The sequence below is a fragment of the Aeromonas sp. S9(2024) genome, assembly GCF_041403185.1.
In the GTDB taxonomy this organism is placed as follows: Bacteria; Pseudomonadota; Gammaproteobacteria; order Enterobacterales; family Aeromonadaceae; genus Aeromonas; species Aeromonas enteropelogenes.
Genome location: NZ_JBGLRE010000003.1, coordinates 476,982 through 493,826, shown reverse-complemented (window position 1 = coordinate 493,826; position 16,845 = coordinate 476,982). Strand labels below are relative to the sequence as shown.

The 16,845-nt window shown below is 63.3% G+C and carries 14 protein-coding genes and 2 tRNA genes; 6 read left to right on the top strand and 10 right to left on the bottom strand.

Features of this window, described 5'->3' with window-relative positions; all coding sequences use genetic code 11:
* Positions 1-29: 29 nt before the first annotated feature.
* Positions 30-106: transfer RNA gene (locus ACB028_RS08385), tRNA-Met, on the bottom strand.
* Between the two features lie 87 nt (positions 107-193).
* Positions 194-270 (bottom strand) — tRNA-Met (locus ACB028_RS08380).
* A gap of 195 nt (positions 271-465) precedes the next feature.
* Between ACB028_RS08380 and glgX the strand changes: the two genes are divergently transcribed.
* Positions 466-2,529, top strand: a complete 2,064-nt coding sequence (gene glgX / locus ACB028_RS08375; protein WP_371144000.1) for a glycogen debranching protein GlgX — start codon at positions 466-468, stop codon at positions 2,527-2,529.
* Positions 2,530-2,617: 88 nt separating this feature from the next.
* Here glgX and ACB028_RS08370 read toward each other — a convergent pair whose 3' ends face one another.
* From ACB028_RS08370 to ACB028_RS08355, 4 genes are all read right to left on the bottom strand, one after another.
* Positions 2,618-3,337, bottom strand: a complete 720-nt coding sequence (locus ACB028_RS08370) for a hypothetical protein (RefSeq protein ID WP_026458204.1) — start codon at positions 3,335-3,337, stop codon at positions 2,618-2,620.
* 135 nt (positions 3,338-3,472) lie between these two features.
* On the bottom strand, positions 3,473-5,113 hold the full coding sequence (locus ACB028_RS08365; protein ID WP_042028839.1) for an ATP-dependent endonuclease: 1,641 nt from the start codon (positions 5,111-5,113) through the stop codon (positions 3,473-3,475).
* Positions 5,114-5,190: 77 nt separating this feature from the next.
* Complete coding sequence (locus tag ACB028_RS08360; protein WP_268746130.1) at positions 5,191-5,313, bottom strand: hypothetical protein; 123 nt, start codon at positions 5,311-5,313, stop codon at positions 5,191-5,193.
* Positions 5,314-5,364: 51 nt separating this feature from the next.
* The gene (locus ACB028_RS08355; protein ID WP_371143999.1) at positions 5,365-6,249 is read right to left on the bottom strand and encodes a helix-turn-helix domain-containing protein; all 885 of its coding nucleotides are present in this window, start codon (positions 6,247-6,249) and stop codon (positions 5,365-5,367) included.
* Positions 6,250-6,420: 171 nt separating this feature from the next.
* Here ACB028_RS08355 and ACB028_RS08350 point away from each other — a divergent pair, with 171 nt between their 5' ends.
* Together ACB028_RS08350 and ACB028_RS08345 are read left to right on the top strand one after the other, a co-directional pair.
* Positions 6,421-7,332, top strand: a complete 912-nt coding sequence (locus tag ACB028_RS08350) for a DMT family transporter (protein ID WP_371143998.1) — start codon at positions 6,421-6,423, stop codon at positions 7,330-7,332.
* A gap of 57 nt (positions 7,333-7,389) precedes the next feature.
* On the top strand, positions 7,390-8,271 hold the full coding sequence (locus ACB028_RS08345; RefSeq protein ID WP_371143997.1) for a LysR family transcriptional regulator: 882 nt from the start codon (positions 7,390-7,392) through the stop codon (positions 8,269-8,271).
* Here the strand turns inward: ACB028_RS08345 and ACB028_RS08340 are convergent.
* The 4 genes from ACB028_RS08340 to ACB028_RS08325 form a co-directional block, all read right to left on the bottom strand.
* Entirely contained in the window at positions 8,265-9,044 is a 780-nt protein-coding gene (locus ACB028_RS08340; RefSeq protein ID WP_371143996.1) for a TSUP family transporter, read from the bottom strand. The two genes, ACB028_RS08345 and ACB028_RS08340, sit on opposite strands and share 7 nt — an antisense overlap.
* Before the next feature lie 195 nt (positions 9,045-9,239).
* The gene (locus ACB028_RS08335) at positions 9,240-9,986 is read right to left on the bottom strand and encodes a tRNA-uridine aminocarboxypropyltransferase (protein WP_371143995.1); all 747 of its coding nucleotides are present in this window, start codon (positions 9,984-9,986) and stop codon (positions 9,240-9,242) included.
* A gap of 105 nt (positions 9,987-10,091) precedes the next feature.
* Entirely contained in the window at positions 10,092-11,291 is a 1,200-nt protein-coding gene (locus ACB028_RS08330; RefSeq protein ID WP_371143994.1) for an ROK family protein, read from the bottom strand.
* Positions 11,292-11,418: 127 nt separating this feature from the next.
* Positions 11,419-13,086, bottom strand: a complete 1,668-nt coding sequence (locus ACB028_RS08325) for a methyl-accepting chemotaxis protein (protein WP_042028852.1) — start codon at positions 13,084-13,086, stop codon at positions 11,419-11,421.
* Between the two features lie 143 nt (positions 13,087-13,229).
* On the opposite strand from ACB028_RS08325, the gene ACB028_RS08320 reads away from it, so the two are divergent.
* The 3 genes from ACB028_RS08320 (at position 13,230) to glpB (ending at position 16,844) form a co-directional block, all read left to right on the top strand.
* Positions 13,230-13,685: a YchJ family protein gene (locus ACB028_RS08320; RefSeq protein ID WP_082037572.1), complete on the top strand. Its 456-nt coding sequence runs from the start codon at positions 13,230-13,232 to the stop codon at positions 13,683-13,685.
* A gap of 233 nt (positions 13,686-13,918) precedes the next feature.
* Positions 13,919-15,592: an anaerobic glycerol-3-phosphate dehydrogenase subunit A gene (glpA, locus tag ACB028_RS08315; RefSeq protein WP_224209756.1), complete on the top strand. Its 1,674-nt coding sequence runs from the start codon at positions 13,919-13,921 to the stop codon at positions 15,590-15,592.
* Positions 15,582-16,844, top strand: coding sequence for a glycerol-3-phosphate dehydrogenase subunit GlpB (gene glpB, locus ACB028_RS08310; RefSeq protein WP_371143993.1), 1,263 nt, complete (start codon positions 15,582-15,584; stop codon positions 16,842-16,844). Before glpA ends, glpB begins: the two co-directional genes overlap by 11 nt.
* Position 16,845: the final 1 nt, after the last annotated feature.

Here is a 16,845-nt window from a genome sequence, read left to right as displayed (position 1 = left end):
TAAAACAGGCGACACACCGACGAAAAAGTTGGTTGCGGGGGCCGGATTTGAACCGACGACCTTCGGGTTATGAGCCCGACGAGCTACCGAGCTGCTCCACCCCGCGTCCGAATTGTCACCAGCAGACCGAGCAGATGTCTGTGGCGTTTGTCTGCATCTCTGCCTAAAACAGGCGACACACCGACGAAAAAGTTGGTTGCGGGGGCCGGATTTGAACCGACGACCTTCGGGTTATGAGCCCGACGAGCTACCGAGCTGCTCCACCCCGCGTCCGAGGTGGCCAATAATATGCGCCAACGCACAGATTGCAAGTAAATCTATCAAAAAAAGTTTATTAGGGGATTAATTGGACAAAAGGTGTGGGCTTTCACGGCATCTTGCTGTTTTTTCAGGCAAACGAGTCCGAGCCAGAGGCAGGCACTACACTAAGCAGGGATCGGTTTTGCCACCTTGGGTAGGTATCTTATGCGTATTTCCGCCGGCCATTGCCGTCAATTGGGGGCCACCCCTGATCAGCACGGCGTCAATTTCGCCATCTGGGCCCGGCTGGCCAGCCGGGTTGAACTGCTGCTCTTTGCCAGCCCCGAAGACAGCACTCCGGAGGTGATCCCCCTCTCACCCCGACTCAACCGCACCGCCTACTACTGGCACATCCATATAGAGGGCATTGCGATCGGCCAGCGTTACGCCTACCGCATCCAGGGGCCCTGGCGTCCCTACTGCGGCACTCGCTTTGACAGCGAAAAAGTGTTGCTGGACCCTTACGGCCGCAGCATCGAGCTGGGCCCCCATTATGATCGCCGGGCCGCCGCCCGCCCCGGCAGCAATCTGGCCTGCTGCGCCAAGAACCGGGTGGTGGATACCCACGACTACGACTGGGAAGATGACAAGCTGCCGGCCCATTCTCTCTCCCGTTCGGTCATCTATGAGTTGCACCTGGGAGGATTCACCAGATCGCCGCACTCCGGTGTCGATCCTGCCCTGCGCGGCACCTATCTGGGCTTGATAGAGAAGATCCCCTATCTGCAATCTCTCGGCGTCACCGCCGTCGAGCTGTTGCCGGTGTTCCAGTTCGATCCCCAGGATGCCCCCGAGGGACTCTCCAACTACTGGGGCTACAGCCCTATGTCGTTTTTTGCCCCTCACGCCCAATACGCCTGCGGCGATGATCCCCTCACCGAGTTTCGCGACATGGTCAAGGCGCTGCACAGGGCCAATATCGAGGTGATCCTGGATGTGGTCTACAACCACACCGCCGAGGGGGGCGAGGATGGCCCGACCTTCTCGTTTCGCGGCATCGACAACGAGGTCTACTACATCCTCGACAACCAGCACAGGGACACCAACTACTCCGGCTGCGGCAACACCTTCAATGGCGCCCACCCGGTGGTGCTGCGCATGATCATGGACAGCCTCCACTTCTGGCGCCAGGAAATGCATGTGGACGGCTTTCGCTTCGATCTGGCGGCCATTTTGTCCCGGGACGAATCTGGCCAGCCCCAGGCCAACGCCCCCACCCTGCGCACCATAGACACGGATCCCAACATCGCCGACATCAAACTCATCGCCGAGGCCTGGGATGCGGGAGGCCTCTATCAGGTAGGCTCTCTGGCAGGCGCCCGCTGGCGTGAGTGGAACGGCCAGTTTCGGGACGATGTACGCAGCTTTCTGCGCGGTGACGAGAACAGCGTCACTGCCTTTGTCGAGCGGCTGTGCGGCAGCCCGGACATCTACCACTACCACCATGCGGATCCCGAGAAGAGCATCAACTTCGTCACCTGCCACGACGGCTTCACCCTGTGGGACTGGACCAGCTACAACGGCAAGCACAACGAGGCCAACGGCGAGCAGAACCGCGACGGTTGTGACCATAACTTCAGCTGGAACCACGGCCACGAAGGGGCCACGGACGATCCCCAGATAAATACCCTGCGCGTGCGCCAGGCCAAGAACATGATGGTGGCGACCCTGCTCTCGGTCGGCTCCCCCATGATCCTGATGGGGGACGAGGTGCTGCGCAGCCAGCAGGGCAACAACAACGGCTACTGCCAGGACAACGACACCTGCTGGATGCCCTGGCAACCCACCACCAGCGGTCAGGAGATGTTCCGCTTCATGAAGGAGCTGATCCAGTATCGCAAACACCTGTTCCAGCGCCCGGAGCAGGAGAGCATGCCGCTCTCGCTCACCGAGATCCTGCGCCACAGCGAGATCTGCTGGCACGGGGTCAACGCCATGCAGCCGGATTTCGGCTCCCACTCCCACGCCATCGCCATGTCGGCCCTCTCAAGCGAAACCCGGCTGGCCCTCTATGTGCTGTTCAACGCCTACTGGGAGCCGCTCACCTTCAACCTGCCAAGCCCCCCCAAGGGGGTCGGTGGCTACTGGCGCCGGATCCTGGATACCGCCCTGCCCTCGCCCCAGGACATCTGCACCTTCGGCATGCCGCTGCAGGGACTGACCCGGGAATATCTGGCCCAGCCCCGCAGCAGTTGCCTCTTTATCTGCGGGGCCGATGACTTCTATTGATTGATGAGGACGGCCAGCAACGAAAAAGCCCCCCGAGCCAGGCTCGGGGGGCTTTTTTGGTCCTTGTCACGCCAGATCAGCGGTCGCGTCAGACCAGTTGATGCAGCACGCTGGTGGCGGCGATCTGGGCGATGATAAGCCCGCACAGTGAGGTCGACACGACGACGGGAGCCGTCTCCTTGCGCTGGTAGATAGGGCTGAACCAGAGCAGCAGGGAGGCCACCAGCAACACCGCCTGGGTCACCACCGCCGGGATGAGATCATCCAGGTTGGCGGCACTGCCCTGCCAGCCCACCAGCACCGCCAGCCAGATCAGGCTGATGAGGGCTCCCGCCAGCCCCGCCAGCGGCAGCAGGGTGTTGAACGCCTGCAGACGATGGCGGGCCCGCAGCAGCATCAGGTGGGCAAAGGCCGCCCCCAGCATGCACATCTGCATCAGGCCGCTGATCCAGCCCTGGATCTGCAGCAGCCCCACGCCATAGAGGGCCAGCGGCAGCGCCGGCAGCCAGAGCAGGGTGGACGGCACGGAGCGCTTGCCCTCCAGCCGTGACTGGGCCAGCGACAGGCAGATCCCCAGCACCAGGCTCGCGCCGCCACACCAGATGAGCCAGCTGGCCGCCTTGGCCTCGACGGCCAGCATCAGGGAGAGGCCGGTGATCACCCAGATGGAGAAGAGTTGCTGGCTGATCCTGGAGCGCTGGCCCGGACAGATATCACCGCGCCACAGCACGATGCCGAGGGCGATCAGCGCCCCCAGCGCCATCAGGCCGGTCAGGGGAAAGAGCCAAAAAGGGAGTTGGACGAACATGACGCCTCCAGCAGAGAGTTGCAACGGGCGCCCTCACGGCGCCAGAGAGGGGGCGAGTATACCCAAACCCGCTCCTATCCCCAATCTCTGTGCATGTTCCGGATCTGCGGCAACCGACTTGGGAGGTGTACGGCCTTAGCCCTGGCCGCGAGCCAGCGCCACCACCCGGGAAAACATCTGGCGCAGCACTGGCGGTATGTGATCGGCACCGAGCCGCTCTGCCTCCTCCACCACCGCCAGCGCCATACCCGGCTTGCTGCGCTTGTGGATCGCCTTGCTGATGATGTGGCTGGCACTCAGCATGGTACGCCCGCCCACCCCCGCTTCGCGACGAAACACCCCCTCAAAGCCGTTGTGATAGAGGTAGTGCTCTATATCCGCCGCCGGCAGCTGGGTCAGGCGATCCCGCTCCCGCTCCCCCTTGAGCAGCGAGCGGGCCGAGGTGGCATACTTGACCCCCGCCTCGTCGCCGTCGGTGAGCAGATGCCACTCGATGCCAAAGTCGCGGGCCACCTTGATGAGCGGTGACTGGCCGCACTGGGCAAACTCGATGATCCGCACTCCTTCCGCCCGCAGGCTGTAGCCACAGATCTGGGCCAGCTCCGAGAGCAGCCAGATCTCGGTCTCCCCCTCCACCAGCAGCCAGCAGCGGGCAAACAGCGACATGGGGCGGTTGATCCGCACGTGGAAGGCAATCTTGCGCAGATCATCGCTACTGTAGCGCTCGCCGCCAATCTGGTGGCAGACGATGTCCTGCTGCCGGCGCACCAGTCGCCGCACCTGGTTGAGCGGCAGAGAGGAGAGCAGATCCCCCGAGTTGGTGGTGAGCAGTTTCTGGCCCGGCAGCTGTTCCAGCAGGCCCCAGGCCAGCGCCAGCATGGTGGGGTGCAGGCGACTCTCGGGATCTTCCAGGATCATGATGGGGCGCGCGCCCTCCTCCAGCTCGCGGTTGCCACGCGCCTGCAGCAGGGTGGCCGCCATGCCCGCCATGGCCAGTTGCAGCGCCCGGTTGTCGGCGTGGCGCAGCAGGGTGTGCAAATTGCCCGGGTTGCGCAAGGTCATGGGGCGATTGATGATGTCCCGCTGACTGCGCGGCTTGTTCTTCTTGATGGGGGCCAGGGCGTTGAAGTAGTGATCCATCAGCTGGCGCACCGCCTGCAGCGCCTCTTTGAGCTCGGGCTCGCCAATACGCTGGGGCTCGTCGATCAGCTTGTCGGCCAGATGACTCAGGCGGTTCTCCGACAGATCCCCCCACTGCAGCGTCTCCACCCCGTGGCGGGCGCTGCGGGCATCACGCAGACGAAATACCGGGTTCATGGTGATGAGCAGGCAGATAAGCTCCCGGCTGTTGTCGATGGGCAAGCTCTTGCCGATGCCATCGAGAAAATCGTGGGTGGTCACCACGGCGCCGTCATCCAGCAGCTCGGCGCTGGCGCGATAGTGAATGCGGTTGAACTTGTCCTTGTGCAGCACCCAGGCGGGGCACAACCGTGCCAGGCGGCGCGAATGCAGACACATCTGGGGTCTGTGCTCGCTGAAGGTGAGCACCAGTTGCAGATGGCGGGCCGGTTCGAGCTCGGGATCTTCCGGCTGGTGAAAATCCTCGGCGGTGAATTGGTAGGGCTCGGCATCCTGCCCCAGCAGGCACCAGAGTGCCCGCAGCAGGCTCGATTTGCCCCAGGTGTTTTCGCCGATCAGTACCGTGGTGTGATCCAGCCCAAGCGAGAGCCGATTTATGCCACGAAATCCTTTGACTTCAATACGTTCCAGAAACATGCAGCCATGTCCACTTCATCCTGATGGGGCAATAGTGGCAAAGTTGCCGCAAAAAACCTATCGGCGAGTCGGGATTTTCAACGGGAACTGTGAGGCACTGCAGGTTCGGGCGGGGTGGGCGCGGCGATACGCCCCTCGGGGGCATTCCAGTGATTGAACCACAGATGACGGGTACGGATCTGGCGTTTGCGATGATTCATGGCAACTCCTGTCAACATGAAGAGGGAACGCCCCTCTCCTGACCCCGAGTCTCACGCATGTCTGTGACAGGGAGATGACAACTGGGCCCGCCACTGACCGGGGGAGAGGCCAAAGGCCTCCCGAAAGCGGTTGCCAAAGTGACCCTGGGAGGAGAAACCGCACTGGATGGCGATGCAGGCCAAGGGCTCGTTCCCTGCCAGCAGCTGCTTGGCCCGCTTGAGCCTAAGCTCCAGCAGATAGCGATGGGGAGGACAACCCAGGCTCTGGGCAAACATGCGGGCAAAGTGGTATTCGCTGAGCCCCGCCTCTTGCGCCAGCTCAGCCAGGGTCACCGGCTCGGCCAGATGAGCCAGCAGATACTCCTGCACCCGCCGGATCACCGCCGGCGCCAACCCCCCACGCAGGGGCGGCAGGCCCGGCGCCTCCAGGGTATGGTGACGGTAGGCGTGCAGCATCAGCATCCAGGCGCCGTGGGAAAGGGCCATCTTGTCGATGCCATGCTGCCACTCCAGCTTCATCAGCTGGGTCTGGACCAGAGCCGCCGCCAGGGGATCATCGATGAAGGTCTTGTCCACCAGCTGCAGATGGCGGCCCTCCTTGTCACACACCTCTTCGGCAATGCGGGTGAGATGGGCCGGGGTGAAGTAGAGGTGGAAGAAGCGAAACTCCTCGCGCACCAGCCACTCGGATCTGTGGTGATCCGGCATGATGCACACCTTGCCGGTGCCGCCGTGGCCGCCCGGCCCGTCGAGCCGCTCGGTCTGCTCACCCCCCTGCAGATAGACACTCACCGTGTGGTGCCCCGGCTTGTGGTAGCGGGTCTGATCGTAGCAGTTGCGCCAGCTGGCGACGCCAAGGCCGGGCTCCAGCCAGCAGGCATCCTCCAGCCGGGCGCCAGTGCTCACCAATGCATCGAATACCCCTGCCCTCTTCATCTCTTCCTGTTTCCCTCGTTAGCCCACAGCGCCGGTGCGCATGCCATCCATCTTACCGACAGCGCCCCGGGATGACAGCCAGGGGCGATGAAAAACCGCAAGATGATGCAAGCCAGCCCCCTTGAGCGGCCGTCATGCTGGTATTCACTTCTTCTGACAGCGGGATCCCCCATGAATCTGATGCTCTACCTTGCCACCGTCCTTATCTGGGGCAGCACCTGGATTGCCATCGCCTGGCAGCTCGGCCCCATCCCCATCGAGGTGTCGGTGCTCTATCGCTTCATGCTGGCGGCGCTGGCCCTGTTTGCCCTGCTGACCGCCAGCGGCCGCTTTCCGCGCCTGCCCTGGCACGGCCAGCGTTACGCCGCCCTGCTCGGCGCTCTGTTGTTCTCCACCAACTTTCTCTGCTTCTACCACGCTACTCTCTACATCCCGAGCGGCCTGTCGGCGGTGATCTTCGCCAGCGCCAGCATCTTCAACGGGATCAATCTCTGGCTGTTCGAGGGCAAGCGGCCGGGCCTGCGCTGGCTGCAGGGGTCGCTGCTGGGTCTGCTTGGCACCTTGCTGTTGTTCTGGCCCGTGCTGGCGGATGCGCAACTGGGTGCAAACGGTTGGAAGGGGCTCCTGCTGGCCTCTGGCGGTACCCTCTGCTTCTCGCTGGGCAACCTGGTGTCGGCCCGGGGCCAGCGCCAGGGCTATCACGTGCTGCAGCTGGTGCCATGGGGCATGGTGTACGGGGTGTTACTGCTGCTGGGCTGGGTCACCCTGCTCGGCCAGTCGCTGGTGATCCCGACCGATGGCCACTATCTGGCCGCCATGGTCTATCTCGCCCTGTTTGGCTCAGTCATCGCCTTCACTGCTTATCTCACCCTGGTGGGCAGAATTGGCGCCAGCAAGGCGGCCTACGCCACCGTGCTGTTTCCTCTGGTGGCCCTCACCCTCTCGACCTTCTACGAGGGCTTCGTCTGGCAGACGGTCTCTGTGGTGGGCGTGGTGGTGAGCCTGCTCGGCAACCTGGTGATCTTCGCCCCGCCCCTGCGGGAGTGGCGCCTGAGCCCGGTCAGGGCGGTGAAGGATGCTTGATCCCGACCCCGCCAGCCCCTAAGGTAACGCCTTCCAACGGAGATGACGGGAGGCGATATGTTACTGGAAGGGCTGGAGACGCTCTGTCTGCTGGCGAGCGAGGGCACCATGGCCAAGGCGGCCAGCCGGCTCTATATCAGCCAGTCGGCGGTGAGCAAGCGGATCGCCCAGCTCGAGCAACGCCTTGGCAAGAAGCTCATCGAGCCGGACGGGCGCCAGACTCGTCTCACCCCGCAGGCGCTGGAACTGCTCGCCCGGGTGGGGCCGAGTCTGGCGGAGATCAAGGGGGTACTGGCGGACAACCAGCCCCTGACGGATCAGACCCCGCTGCCCATCGCCTGCTCCGAGACCCTGCTGGCGGGCTACCTGACTCGCTTCATGCACGACTACCTGCGCCGCGATCCCCATCTCGCCCTCTCCACCCACCACACCCCGGTGATCCTGGCGCGGGTGCGCAGCGGCGACGCCCTGCTCGGCATCTGCGCAGGCCGGCTGCCTCCTGGCCACGGGCTGGGGGCCGAGCTGCTGCTGGAGGAGCCCTTCTATCTGGTGGGTGACGATCAGCAAGCGGCATCAACGCCGGATCAGGGGAAAGGGGAAGCGGGAGCCGTGCGCAAGATCCTGACCATGGATCTGGAGAATCCCTCCAACAGCTATCTGCGCGAACCGCTGGCTGAACTCGGGCTGGAACCTGTCATGGAGCTCGACTCCTATCTGGCGCTGATCGAACTGGCCAAGGCGGGCATAGGGCCGGTGCTGCTGCCGGCGGGCCTGCTGACCCTGCTGGGCGAGCAGGATCACAAGGCGCGTCCCCTGCCAGGGTTGGGACGCCCCCTGCACCTTATCTACCGGCCAAACAGCCTGAAGCGGGCACGGATCGCCCAGCTGGTGAGCGCGCTGCGCGCCCACTTTCAACCCCTGTCAGGGGTCATTCAATAGACCCAGGCGAATAGCTCGGGATACTGGCTCCAGACCAGTTTGGCGGACATCAGCAGGGAGACGGTGACCAGCAGGGGCTTGATCAGCTTCACCCCTTTTTGCAGCACCATCTTGGAGCCAAAACGGGCGCCGATGAACTGGCCAAGGGCCATGGCAAAGCCGACGCTCCATACCACCTTGCCCCCCAGGGCGAAGAACAGCAGGGAGGCGATGTTGGAGGTGAAGTTGAGCAGCTTGGTGTGCGCCGTGGCCCGCGCCATGCCAAAACCGGCCAGCGCCACGAAGCCGATGGCAAAGAATGACCCGGTGCCGGGCCCGAAGAAGCCGTCATAGAAACCGACCCCGCCCCCCACCAGCAGGGCGAACACCATGGGAGTGAGCCTGCGGGTGCTCTCCGCATCGCTCACCCTGGGGGAGAAGAGGAAGTAGCAGGCAAACGCCATCAGCAGGAAGGGCAGCAGCCGCTCCAACACAGCGGCATCTATGGTCTGCACCGCCAACGTGCCCACCGCCGCCCCGATGAAGGTGCAGATCACCACAGGCCAGATCATGGACCATTCAAGCAACCCCCGACGGGCGTAGAACCAGGTGGCGGAGAAGGAACCGAAACTGCTCTGCAGCTTGTTGGTGCCAAGCACCAGGGCTGGCGGCATGCCGGTGGCCAGCAGGGCGGGCACCGTCAGCAGACCGCCGCCTCCGGCGATGGCATCGATAAAGCCGGCGACAAGGGCCACGCCAAACAGGGCGACCAGGGTTAACAGTTCCAATTCCATCCTTAGACCTCGTGAGATGATGAGCGAGCGCCACGGCGCCGGATCAGGGGCGTTTGGCGTGGCGAACAGCCAGATACTGGGTACAGGACGCTATCCTAGCGAGGGTGAGTCCATGAATCTAACGAAACAGTGTCAGACAACCCATTCCTGATTTTCATCAATATATTCCCTGCCCCATTGCTGGCTGCGGTGGCCTTATGGCTCCTGCATCCTCTCCCTTATGGCCGACAGGGCCTGCAGCAGGGGGGCTTCATCCTCGCCGGGAGCGCGGCTCACCCGCCCCGCCATGTAACGACTGCTGAACAGGTTGAACCAGAGCTGCAGCGCCTGACCCACCGCGGGCTGGCCCGCCACCTCAAGCACGCAGGCCGCCACCTCGGCGGTGCAGAGGTGCTCGTCGCAATTGGCCACCCGCATGCCATAGGTGGAGAGCGCATCCGGCCTGATGGCAAGCACGGGGAAGCCGTCCAGATAGGGGCTCTTGTTGAACATCTTGCGCGCCTCGGGCCAGGTGCCGTCGAGCAGGATGAAGAGCGGCTTCTTGCCCGGTGCCAAAACCACCTCGCCGGTCACCCGCGCCGGATCTTTCTCGCAATCGGGGAATACCACATAGGGCTGCCAGGCGGGATCCGCCAGCAGGGCCAGCAGCTCTGGATGAGGCTGGGTGCGGGACCAGAGAAAGGCCCAGGTGGAGTCCGGCAGCACATCGGCAATCAGACGCCCCGTGTTGGAAGGCTTCATCGGCTCGCTGTCGTACATCAGCAGGCAGAAGCCGGCCTCGGCTTTGAGCTCGGGGCGCCAGGCGCAGGCACACCAGTCATGGCGCAGCTGGCAGGCAGGACAGCGGGGCAAGGTGCCGCCACGGGCGAGAAACGGTCGGGTAGAGATACTCTTGCGCCAAGCCCGCAGGCGATTGACGGCATGATCGGGAACAGGGGTCATCTTGCTTCACTGGATGGAGTCACACGCTGAGGGCCGCGCAGGCCCCCCGAAAAGCGCAGGATTGTACCCAGTTGTGCGGTTTCAGAACAGCACTCCCTGCCGTTTTCAGCCCCGCAACAGCTCCAGCAAGAGGCTGCCGTCGCGCAGCGCCTTGTGCACCTGGACCGAAGTGGGCTTGGTGGGGTCTTCGTAGAAGTGTGTGGACTCTATCTGCAGGCGCACCAGATAGTCGGTGGGGAGCTGGCTGGCCAGCGACTGGTGCAGCATGGGGAATAGCAGCCGATCGGCGCGGGTGATCTCCCCGCCCAGCAGCAGCTTGCCCGGATTGAGCAGGCAGATGAGGTTGGAGAGCACCCGGGAGAGGCGGCCCGCCGCCTTGTGCAGTATGTCCTGGCAGAGGCTGTTGCCCGCCAGCGCCAGCTCGCACAGCTCGCGAATGTTGACGTTCTCGGGTAGATCGTACTCCTGCATCCGCTCGCGCAAGTCCCGGTACTGCGCCTCCAGCGCCTGGTTGGTCACCAGGGTGCAGGCACAGCCAAAGCCGCCGCAGTAGCAGCGCTGGCCATAGGGTTCGAGCTGCAGATGGCTGAGATCCCCGAGCAGCGCATTCTCGCTCTCGATAAGCTGGCCGTTTACCACCATGCCGACACCGATGTCGTTGTGGACGAACACCAGCACCGCATCGGAGCAGTTCTTGGCTGCTCCCCACTCCCGCTCGGCCTGGATCCAGGTGCGCACGTCGCCGCTGACCAGCACGGTCACCCCGAACGCCGCCTGCAGGGTGGGCCCCAGCGGCCAGTGGTGCAGATCGTAGTAAGGGAAGTGCTTGACCATGCCGGAGTGGCGTTCCACCTGCCCCGGCAGACAGAGGGCAATGCAGGCCAGGCTCAGGGCCTTTTTGGGCAGAAACGCCTTGATGGCATGCACCAGGCTACCCAGCAGATCGCCGCGCTCCTCCTCGCTGAAGAGGTGGCGCTGGCGGGCCAGGGAGCGGCCGGTGAAGTCGAACAGCGCCATGTCCACGTAGCCACGCCCGAGACGCATGGAGAGAAACTGGAAGCGGCGCTCGTTGATGCGCAGCAGGGTCTGGCGTCGACCCCGCCCCACCGAGCTCTCGCCACAGGGTACCACCAGACCGCCGTCAAGCAGCTCGCGGGTGATCTTGGTGATGCTGGCAGGAGAGAGACCGGTCAGGCGGGAGAGATCGGTGCGCGACAGCTCCTTGTGCTCTTCCAGACTGGCATACACCAGGCCGTAGTTGAGCTGCCGGATCAAGTCGATACTGCCTTTCACGATCTCATTCATAGGATATGGGTCAAGCACGGAAACAAAGGCCCTGATTTTCACACATTATTGGCCAATTCCCAAATAAACTGCGGCCTGCACGGGGGCAGGCCGCCCTGAACTGGCGCCGGTTTGGGGCCAGAGAGAGTCAGTAACGGAACTGGGAGACCAGTTTGCGCAACTTGTCCCCGGTATCGGCCAGTTCGCGAGTCGTGTTGTTCGACTCCTCCGCCCCGTTGGCCAGCTCGCCGACGATGTGCTGGATGGCCACCAGGTTCTTGTTGATCTCCTCGGAAACCGCATGCTGCTCCTCGGCCGCCGCGGCGATCTGGATATTCATATCGTTGATGGTGCTGACCGCCGACACCATGCTGTCCAGAGAACTCGCGATATGGCTCGCCTCCTGCACCGTCTCTTGGCTGCGGTCCTCGCTCGCCTGCATCACCTCCACTGCCTGTTTGACGCCGCTTTGCAGCCGCTGCAGCATCTCGTTGATCTCCTTGGTGCTCTGCTGGGTGCGGCCGGCAAGCGATCGCACCTCGTCCGCCACCACCGCAAAGCCGCGCCCCTGCTCTCCCGCCCGGGCCGCCTCGATGGCCGCGTTGAGGGCCAGCAGGTTGGTCTGCTCGGCAATGCCGCGGATCACTTCCACTACTGTGCCAATCTTGGCGGTCTCCTGAGCCAGCTGTTCGATGACATCAGAGGCGGTGTGCACCTCGTCGACCAGCCGGTTGATGCTGTTGATGGCCCCCCCCACCACACCACGAGCAGCATCGGATTCACGCGCTGCATCGCTGGTGGCATTGGCAGCATTGGAAGCACTGGACGCCACCTCCTGGGCGGTCGAGCTCATCTCGGTCACGGCGGTGACTACCTGATCCGTCTCCCGGCTGTGGCCCTGCATCTGGTGATCCACCTGCTCGCTCAGATGGTGCAGCTTGTCGACGGCCACGAAGAGATGGTTGCTGGTCTCCCCGACCTGACTCACCACCGACTGGATCCTGGTCACGAAGCGGTTGAAGGCGGTGGCTAGCTGGCCGATTTCATCCTGACTCTGCACCTTGAGGCGCTGGGTCAGATCCCCTTCCCCGTCGGCGATGTCGTTAAGGGCCGATACCGCATCCACCAGCGGCCGGGAGACCCGGTTGCCGATCACCACGGTCACCGCCAGGGTCACCCCCAGCACCAACAGGATCAGCAAGACGCTGTTTCGCACCGACTCGTGCATGCTCTCTTCGCGCTGGGTGCGCAGCGCCGCCAGCTCGGTGTCGATGTCGTCGATATAAAAACCGGTACCGATGATCCACTGGTATTTGTCGAGCACCACATTGTAGGAGAGCTTGGGCGCATCCCGTCCGATAGAGGGCTTGGCGGTCCAGTATTCGGAGAAGCCATCTCCCTCACGGGCCGCCTTGACGATCTCCTGGATCAGCAGCTTGCCCTTGGCATCCTTGTCCTGCCAGCGGTTCTTGCCCTCCATCTCGGGACGGGGGGGCAAGAGTATCACCGAGCCCTGAAAGTCGTAGACGAAGAAGTAGCCGTCGCTGTTATAACGCAACGGGCGCAGTATGGACTTTACCTTCTCGCGATTCTCCGGGGTATCGGGCTGGGCGTAGACATCGGCGATGGCGGTTTTCGCCAGCATGATGTAGCTGTCGAGCAGGGCCTTGCGCTCATTCATCGCCCGTTCTCTGGCAACCACTAGGCTGCTCTCCAGATCGCTTTTTGACAGCAGGTAATTGCTCAGGTTGACCACCAGGGCCATCAACAGAACGGGCACGGCCCCTAACAGCAGTATTTTCTGTTTCAGCGTCATCTTTATCATCCTTGCGACATATTGTTGTAGTGATGTGTTCCCACCTTGAGAGTGTAGACAGGCCCCATTGGAAGTGGTTGGCGGGCGCCGGTTTTGGCAAAATGCCCCCATTGATGTGTTACCGGCCCCGGAGCCCCTTTTTCATGAACAATTGTCCTTGCGGTTCAACCCTCTCTCTCGATGTCTGCTGCGGTGCGCTCCACCATGGCGCCCCCGCCGACACCCCGGAGCAGCTGATGCGCTCGCGCTACAGCGCCTTTGTGCTGGGTCTGGGGGAATATCTGGTCCATAGCTGGCACCCTGATTATCTGAATGGACTGACCGCGACCGAGCTCTCCCAAACCGACACCCGCTGGGATGGCCTCGAGATCCTCGCAAGCCAAGGAGGTCCGGATGATGAAACCGGGATGGTGGAGTTCAAGGCCTGGTTCCTGGAAGGAGATGAGCGCCACTGCCTGCACGAGCGATCCCGCTTCGTGCGCTACCAGGGGCGCTGGGTCTATACCGACGGAGAGCAGGATCCGGCGCAGCCAAGGGTCGGGCGCAACGATCCTTGCCCCTGTGGCAGCGGCAAGAAATTCAAGAAGTGCTGCGGCTGACAACGCAAACAGCATGAGCAAGCAGAACAAGGGGTAACAAGGCCCCTTTTTCATATCTGGCTGGCCGGATGGGATCACCACACGGGATACATTTGCAGCGTGACCATTGTCACATAATGCTCATAAATGGCCATAACCATGAGCGTTTGCGAACATTAACTTGGCCAACATCAAACATTTTCACTCAAAAGTGCGCCACACTGGCCTCATCTGGAAGAGATGAGACGGGCACAATGAAAAGAATAACCACACAAGTCGTCATCATAGGCGGCGGCGCCACCGGCGCCGGCATCATGCGCGATTGTGCGCTGCGCGGCATCGACTGCATCCTCCTTGAACGGGACGATATCGCCGCCGGCACCACCGGCCGCAACCACGGTCTGCTCCACTCCGGCGCCCGCTACGCGGTGACGGATCAGGAGTCCGCCCGCGAGTGCATTCAGGAGAACCGTATCCTCAAGCGGATCGCCAGCCACTGCGTGGAAGACACCGGCGGCCTGTTCCTGACCCTGCCGGAAGATGACATCGGCTTTCAAAAGACCTTCATGGACGCCTGCGCCCTGGCCGGCATCGAGACCCGTCAGCTCGATCCCCGCGAGGCGCTGCAGCTCGAACCCAATGCCAACCCGGCCATGATAGGGGCGATTCAGGTGCCGGACGGCACGGTCGACCCCTTCCGCCTCGCCGCCGCCAACGTGCTCGACGCCAAGGAGCACGGTGCCCGCATCTTCACCCACAGCAAGGTGCTGGGGCTGCTGCGTACCCAAGACAGAGTGCACGGCGTCAAGGCCATCAACACCCGCACTGGCGAAGCGTTCGAGGTGGAGTGTCAGGAGGTGATCAATGCCGCCGGCATCTGGGGCCAGCAGATCTGCGAGTACGCCGATCTCGGCATCCGCATGTTCCCGGCCAAGGGCTCCCTGCTCATCATGGATTACCGCATCAACCAGCTGGTGCTCAACCGCTGCCGCAAGCCGGCGGACGCCGACATCCTGGTGCCGGGCGATACCATCTCCCTCATCGGCACCACCTCAAGCCGCATCGATTACAACAAGATTGATCAGCTCACCGTGGAGCCGGAAGAGGTGGAAGTGCTGCTGCGCGAGGGGATAAAACTTGCCCCCATCATGGCGCGCACCCGCTTGCTGCGTGCCTACGCCGGGGTGCGCCCCCTGGTGGCGGTGGATGGTGACGAGTCGGGCCGCAACATCAGCCGCGGTATCGTGCTGCTCGATCACGCCGAGCGCGATGGTTTGCAGGGCTTCAACACCATCACCGGCGGCAAGCTGATGACCTATCGCTTGATGGCGGAGTGGGCCACCGATCTGCTGGCGAAAAAACTGGGCAACAGCAAACCGTGCCGCACCGCCGAGCTCAACTTGCCCGGCTCGCGGGATCCGGAGAAGGTCTCCGCCCCCGGCCTCTCGGCACCGGCCGAAGGGTCTGCCCAGTATCGCCATGGCGAGCGGGTCATCGCCTTCTTCCGTGACAATCCCAAGGCCAACGCCCTTATCTGCGAATGCGAGATGGTGACCGCAGGCGAAATCGAGTACGCACTGCGCGAGCTCGACGTGGACAACCTGGTGGATCTGCGCCGCCGCACCCGTCTGGGCATGGGGCCCTGTCAGGGTGAGCTGTGCGCCTATCGCGCCGCCGGCCTGATGCAGGAGTACGGCAAGGCCGATGGCCGCCAGGCCTGCGTCATGCTGCGCCAGTTCCTGGAGGAGCGTTACAAGGGTACCCGTCCCGTGCTGTGGGGAGATGCCCTGCGCGAAGCGGAATTTACCTACTGGATCTATGAAGGCTTGTTTGGCCTGAGTGAATGGACGACGCCCCGTCTGGTAAGCGACGCCGCCCCCCAGAGCCATGCCACAGAGACAAACGAGGAGACGCCCCATGAAATTTGACACCATAGTGATTGGCGGCGGCATGGCAGGCCTCTCGGCGGCCCTGCGTCTGGCCGAGGCTGGCCAGAAGGCGCTGCTGATGGCTTCCGGCCAGAGTGCCCTGCATTTTTCCTCCGGCTCGGTCGATCTGCTGGAAAGCGAGGGGGATCCCCGCGCCGCCCTGCCTGCCTTCATGGCTGCCAACCCCCATCACCCCTACGGCAAGGTAGGGATGACCCATATCGAAGCAAGCCTCGCCGATCTCCAGCGCCACTGCGCAGAAGAGGGGTTGTCGCTGTTTCGCCAGGAGCAGAACCACCAGCGCCTGACCCCCATCGGCACCCTGAAATCCACCTGGCTCTCCCCCGAGACCTGTGCCTGCGTCACCGATGCCCCCGTGCCGGATACCCTGCTGCTGGCCACCCTGGAGGGTTTTCGTGACTTTCACCCGGCGCTGGCGGCGGCAAATCTAGCCACCCACCCCCGCTTCGCCCACTGCCGTATCCTGACCGGAGAAATTCGCATTCCCCAGCTGGCCGAGTTCAGCCGCAATCCCCACGAGTTTCGCTCCGCCGACATCGCCCGTCTGTGCGACAAGCACCATCTGCTGGCGGATCTGGCTCGCGAGATCAGCCGCATGGTGATGGAGTGCGGCGAACCCGGCTGCCGCCATATCGTGCTGCCCGCCTGCCTCTCCCTCGGACTGGTCGGCCCGCGCCTGAGCGATCTTGAAAAACGCACCGGCTGCACCATCCGCGAGGTCGCCACCATGCCGCCGTCGCTTATCGGCATGCGGATGCAGGAGGCCCTCAAACGCCGCTTCATCGCCCTTGGCGGCACCTTCCTCACCAGCGAGCGGGTGCTGGGCGCCCGCTACGAGGGCAACCGTGTTGTCGGCGTGCACACCCAGAACGGCGATGATCAGCTGTTCGAGGCGGACAACTTCGTGCTCGCCTCCGGCAGCTTCTTCAGCCGCGGGCTGGAGTCGCGCCTGCGCGGCATTCGCGAGCCCATCTTTGATGCCGACATATTGAGCCTCGAAGAGCGCGACGCCTGGGCCGGTCGCCGACTGTTTGACCACCACCCCTTCATGGGCTTCGGGGTCAAGACCGACGAGATGTTGCGGGTGCTGCGCGGCGGCAAGCCGCTTGCCAACCTCTATGGGGCGGGCAGCGTACTGGCGCACTATGACCCCATAAAAGAGGGGTCAGGTTCAGGTGTCGCGGTTGCCACCGGCTGGCAGGCCGCCGGTCATATTCTGGCGGAGGGCTGAG

What these genes read in the sequence shown, in the direction of transcription:
- glgX (WP_371144000.1), top strand. Translation starts at nt 466, where the DNA reads ATGCGTATTTCCGCCGGCCATTGCCGTCAATTGGGGGCCACCCCTGAT.
- ACB028_RS08370 (WP_026458204.1), bottom strand. Translation starts at nt 3,337, where the DNA reads ATGTTCGTCCAACTCCCTTTTTGGCTCTTTCCCCTGACCGGCCTGATG.
- ACB028_RS08365 (WP_042028839.1), bottom strand. Translation starts at nt 5,113, where the DNA reads ATGTTTCTGGAACGTATTGAAGTCAAAGGATTTCGTGGCATAAATCGG.
- ACB028_RS08360 (WP_268746130.1), bottom strand. Translation starts at nt 5,313, where the DNA reads ATGAATCATCGCAAACGCCAGATCCGTACCCGTCATCTGTGGTTCAAT.
- ACB028_RS08355 (WP_371143999.1), bottom strand. Translation starts at nt 6,249, where the DNA reads ATGAAGAGGGCAGGGGTATTCGATGCATTGGTGAGCACTGGCGCCCGG.
- ACB028_RS08350 (WP_371143998.1), top strand. Translation starts at nt 6,421, where the DNA reads ATGAATCTGATGCTCTACCTTGCCACCGTCCTTATCTGGGGCAGCACC.
- ACB028_RS08345 (WP_371143997.1), top strand. Translation starts at nt 7,390, where the DNA reads ATGTTACTGGAAGGGCTGGAGACGCTCTGTCTGCTGGCGAGCGAGGGC.
- ACB028_RS08340 (WP_371143996.1), bottom strand. Translation starts at nt 9,044, where the DNA reads ATGGAATTGGAACTGTTAACCCTGGTCGCCCTGTTTGGCGTGGCCCTT.
- ACB028_RS08335 (WP_371143995.1), bottom strand. Translation starts at nt 9,986, where the DNA reads ATGACCCCTGTTCCCGATCATGCCGTCAATCGCCTGCGGGCTTGGCGC.
- ACB028_RS08330 (WP_371143994.1), bottom strand. Translation starts at nt 11,291, where the DNA reads ATGAATGAGATCGTGAAAGGCAGTATCGACTTGATCCGGCAGCTCAAC.
- ACB028_RS08325 (WP_042028852.1), bottom strand. Translation starts at nt 13,086, where the DNA reads ATGACGCTGAAACAGAAAATACTGCTGTTAGGGGCCGTGCCCGTTCTG.
- ACB028_RS08320 (WP_082037572.1), top strand. Translation starts at nt 13,230, where the DNA reads ATGAACAATTGTCCTTGCGGTTCAACCCTCTCTCTCGATGTCTGCTGC.
- glpA (WP_224209756.1), top strand. Translation starts at nt 13,919, where the DNA reads ATGAAAAGAATAACCACACAAGTCGTCATCATAGGCGGCGGCGCCACC.
- glpB (WP_371143993.1), top strand. Translation starts at nt 15,582, where the DNA reads ATGAAATTTGACACCATAGTGATTGGCGGCGGCATGGCAGGCCTCTCG.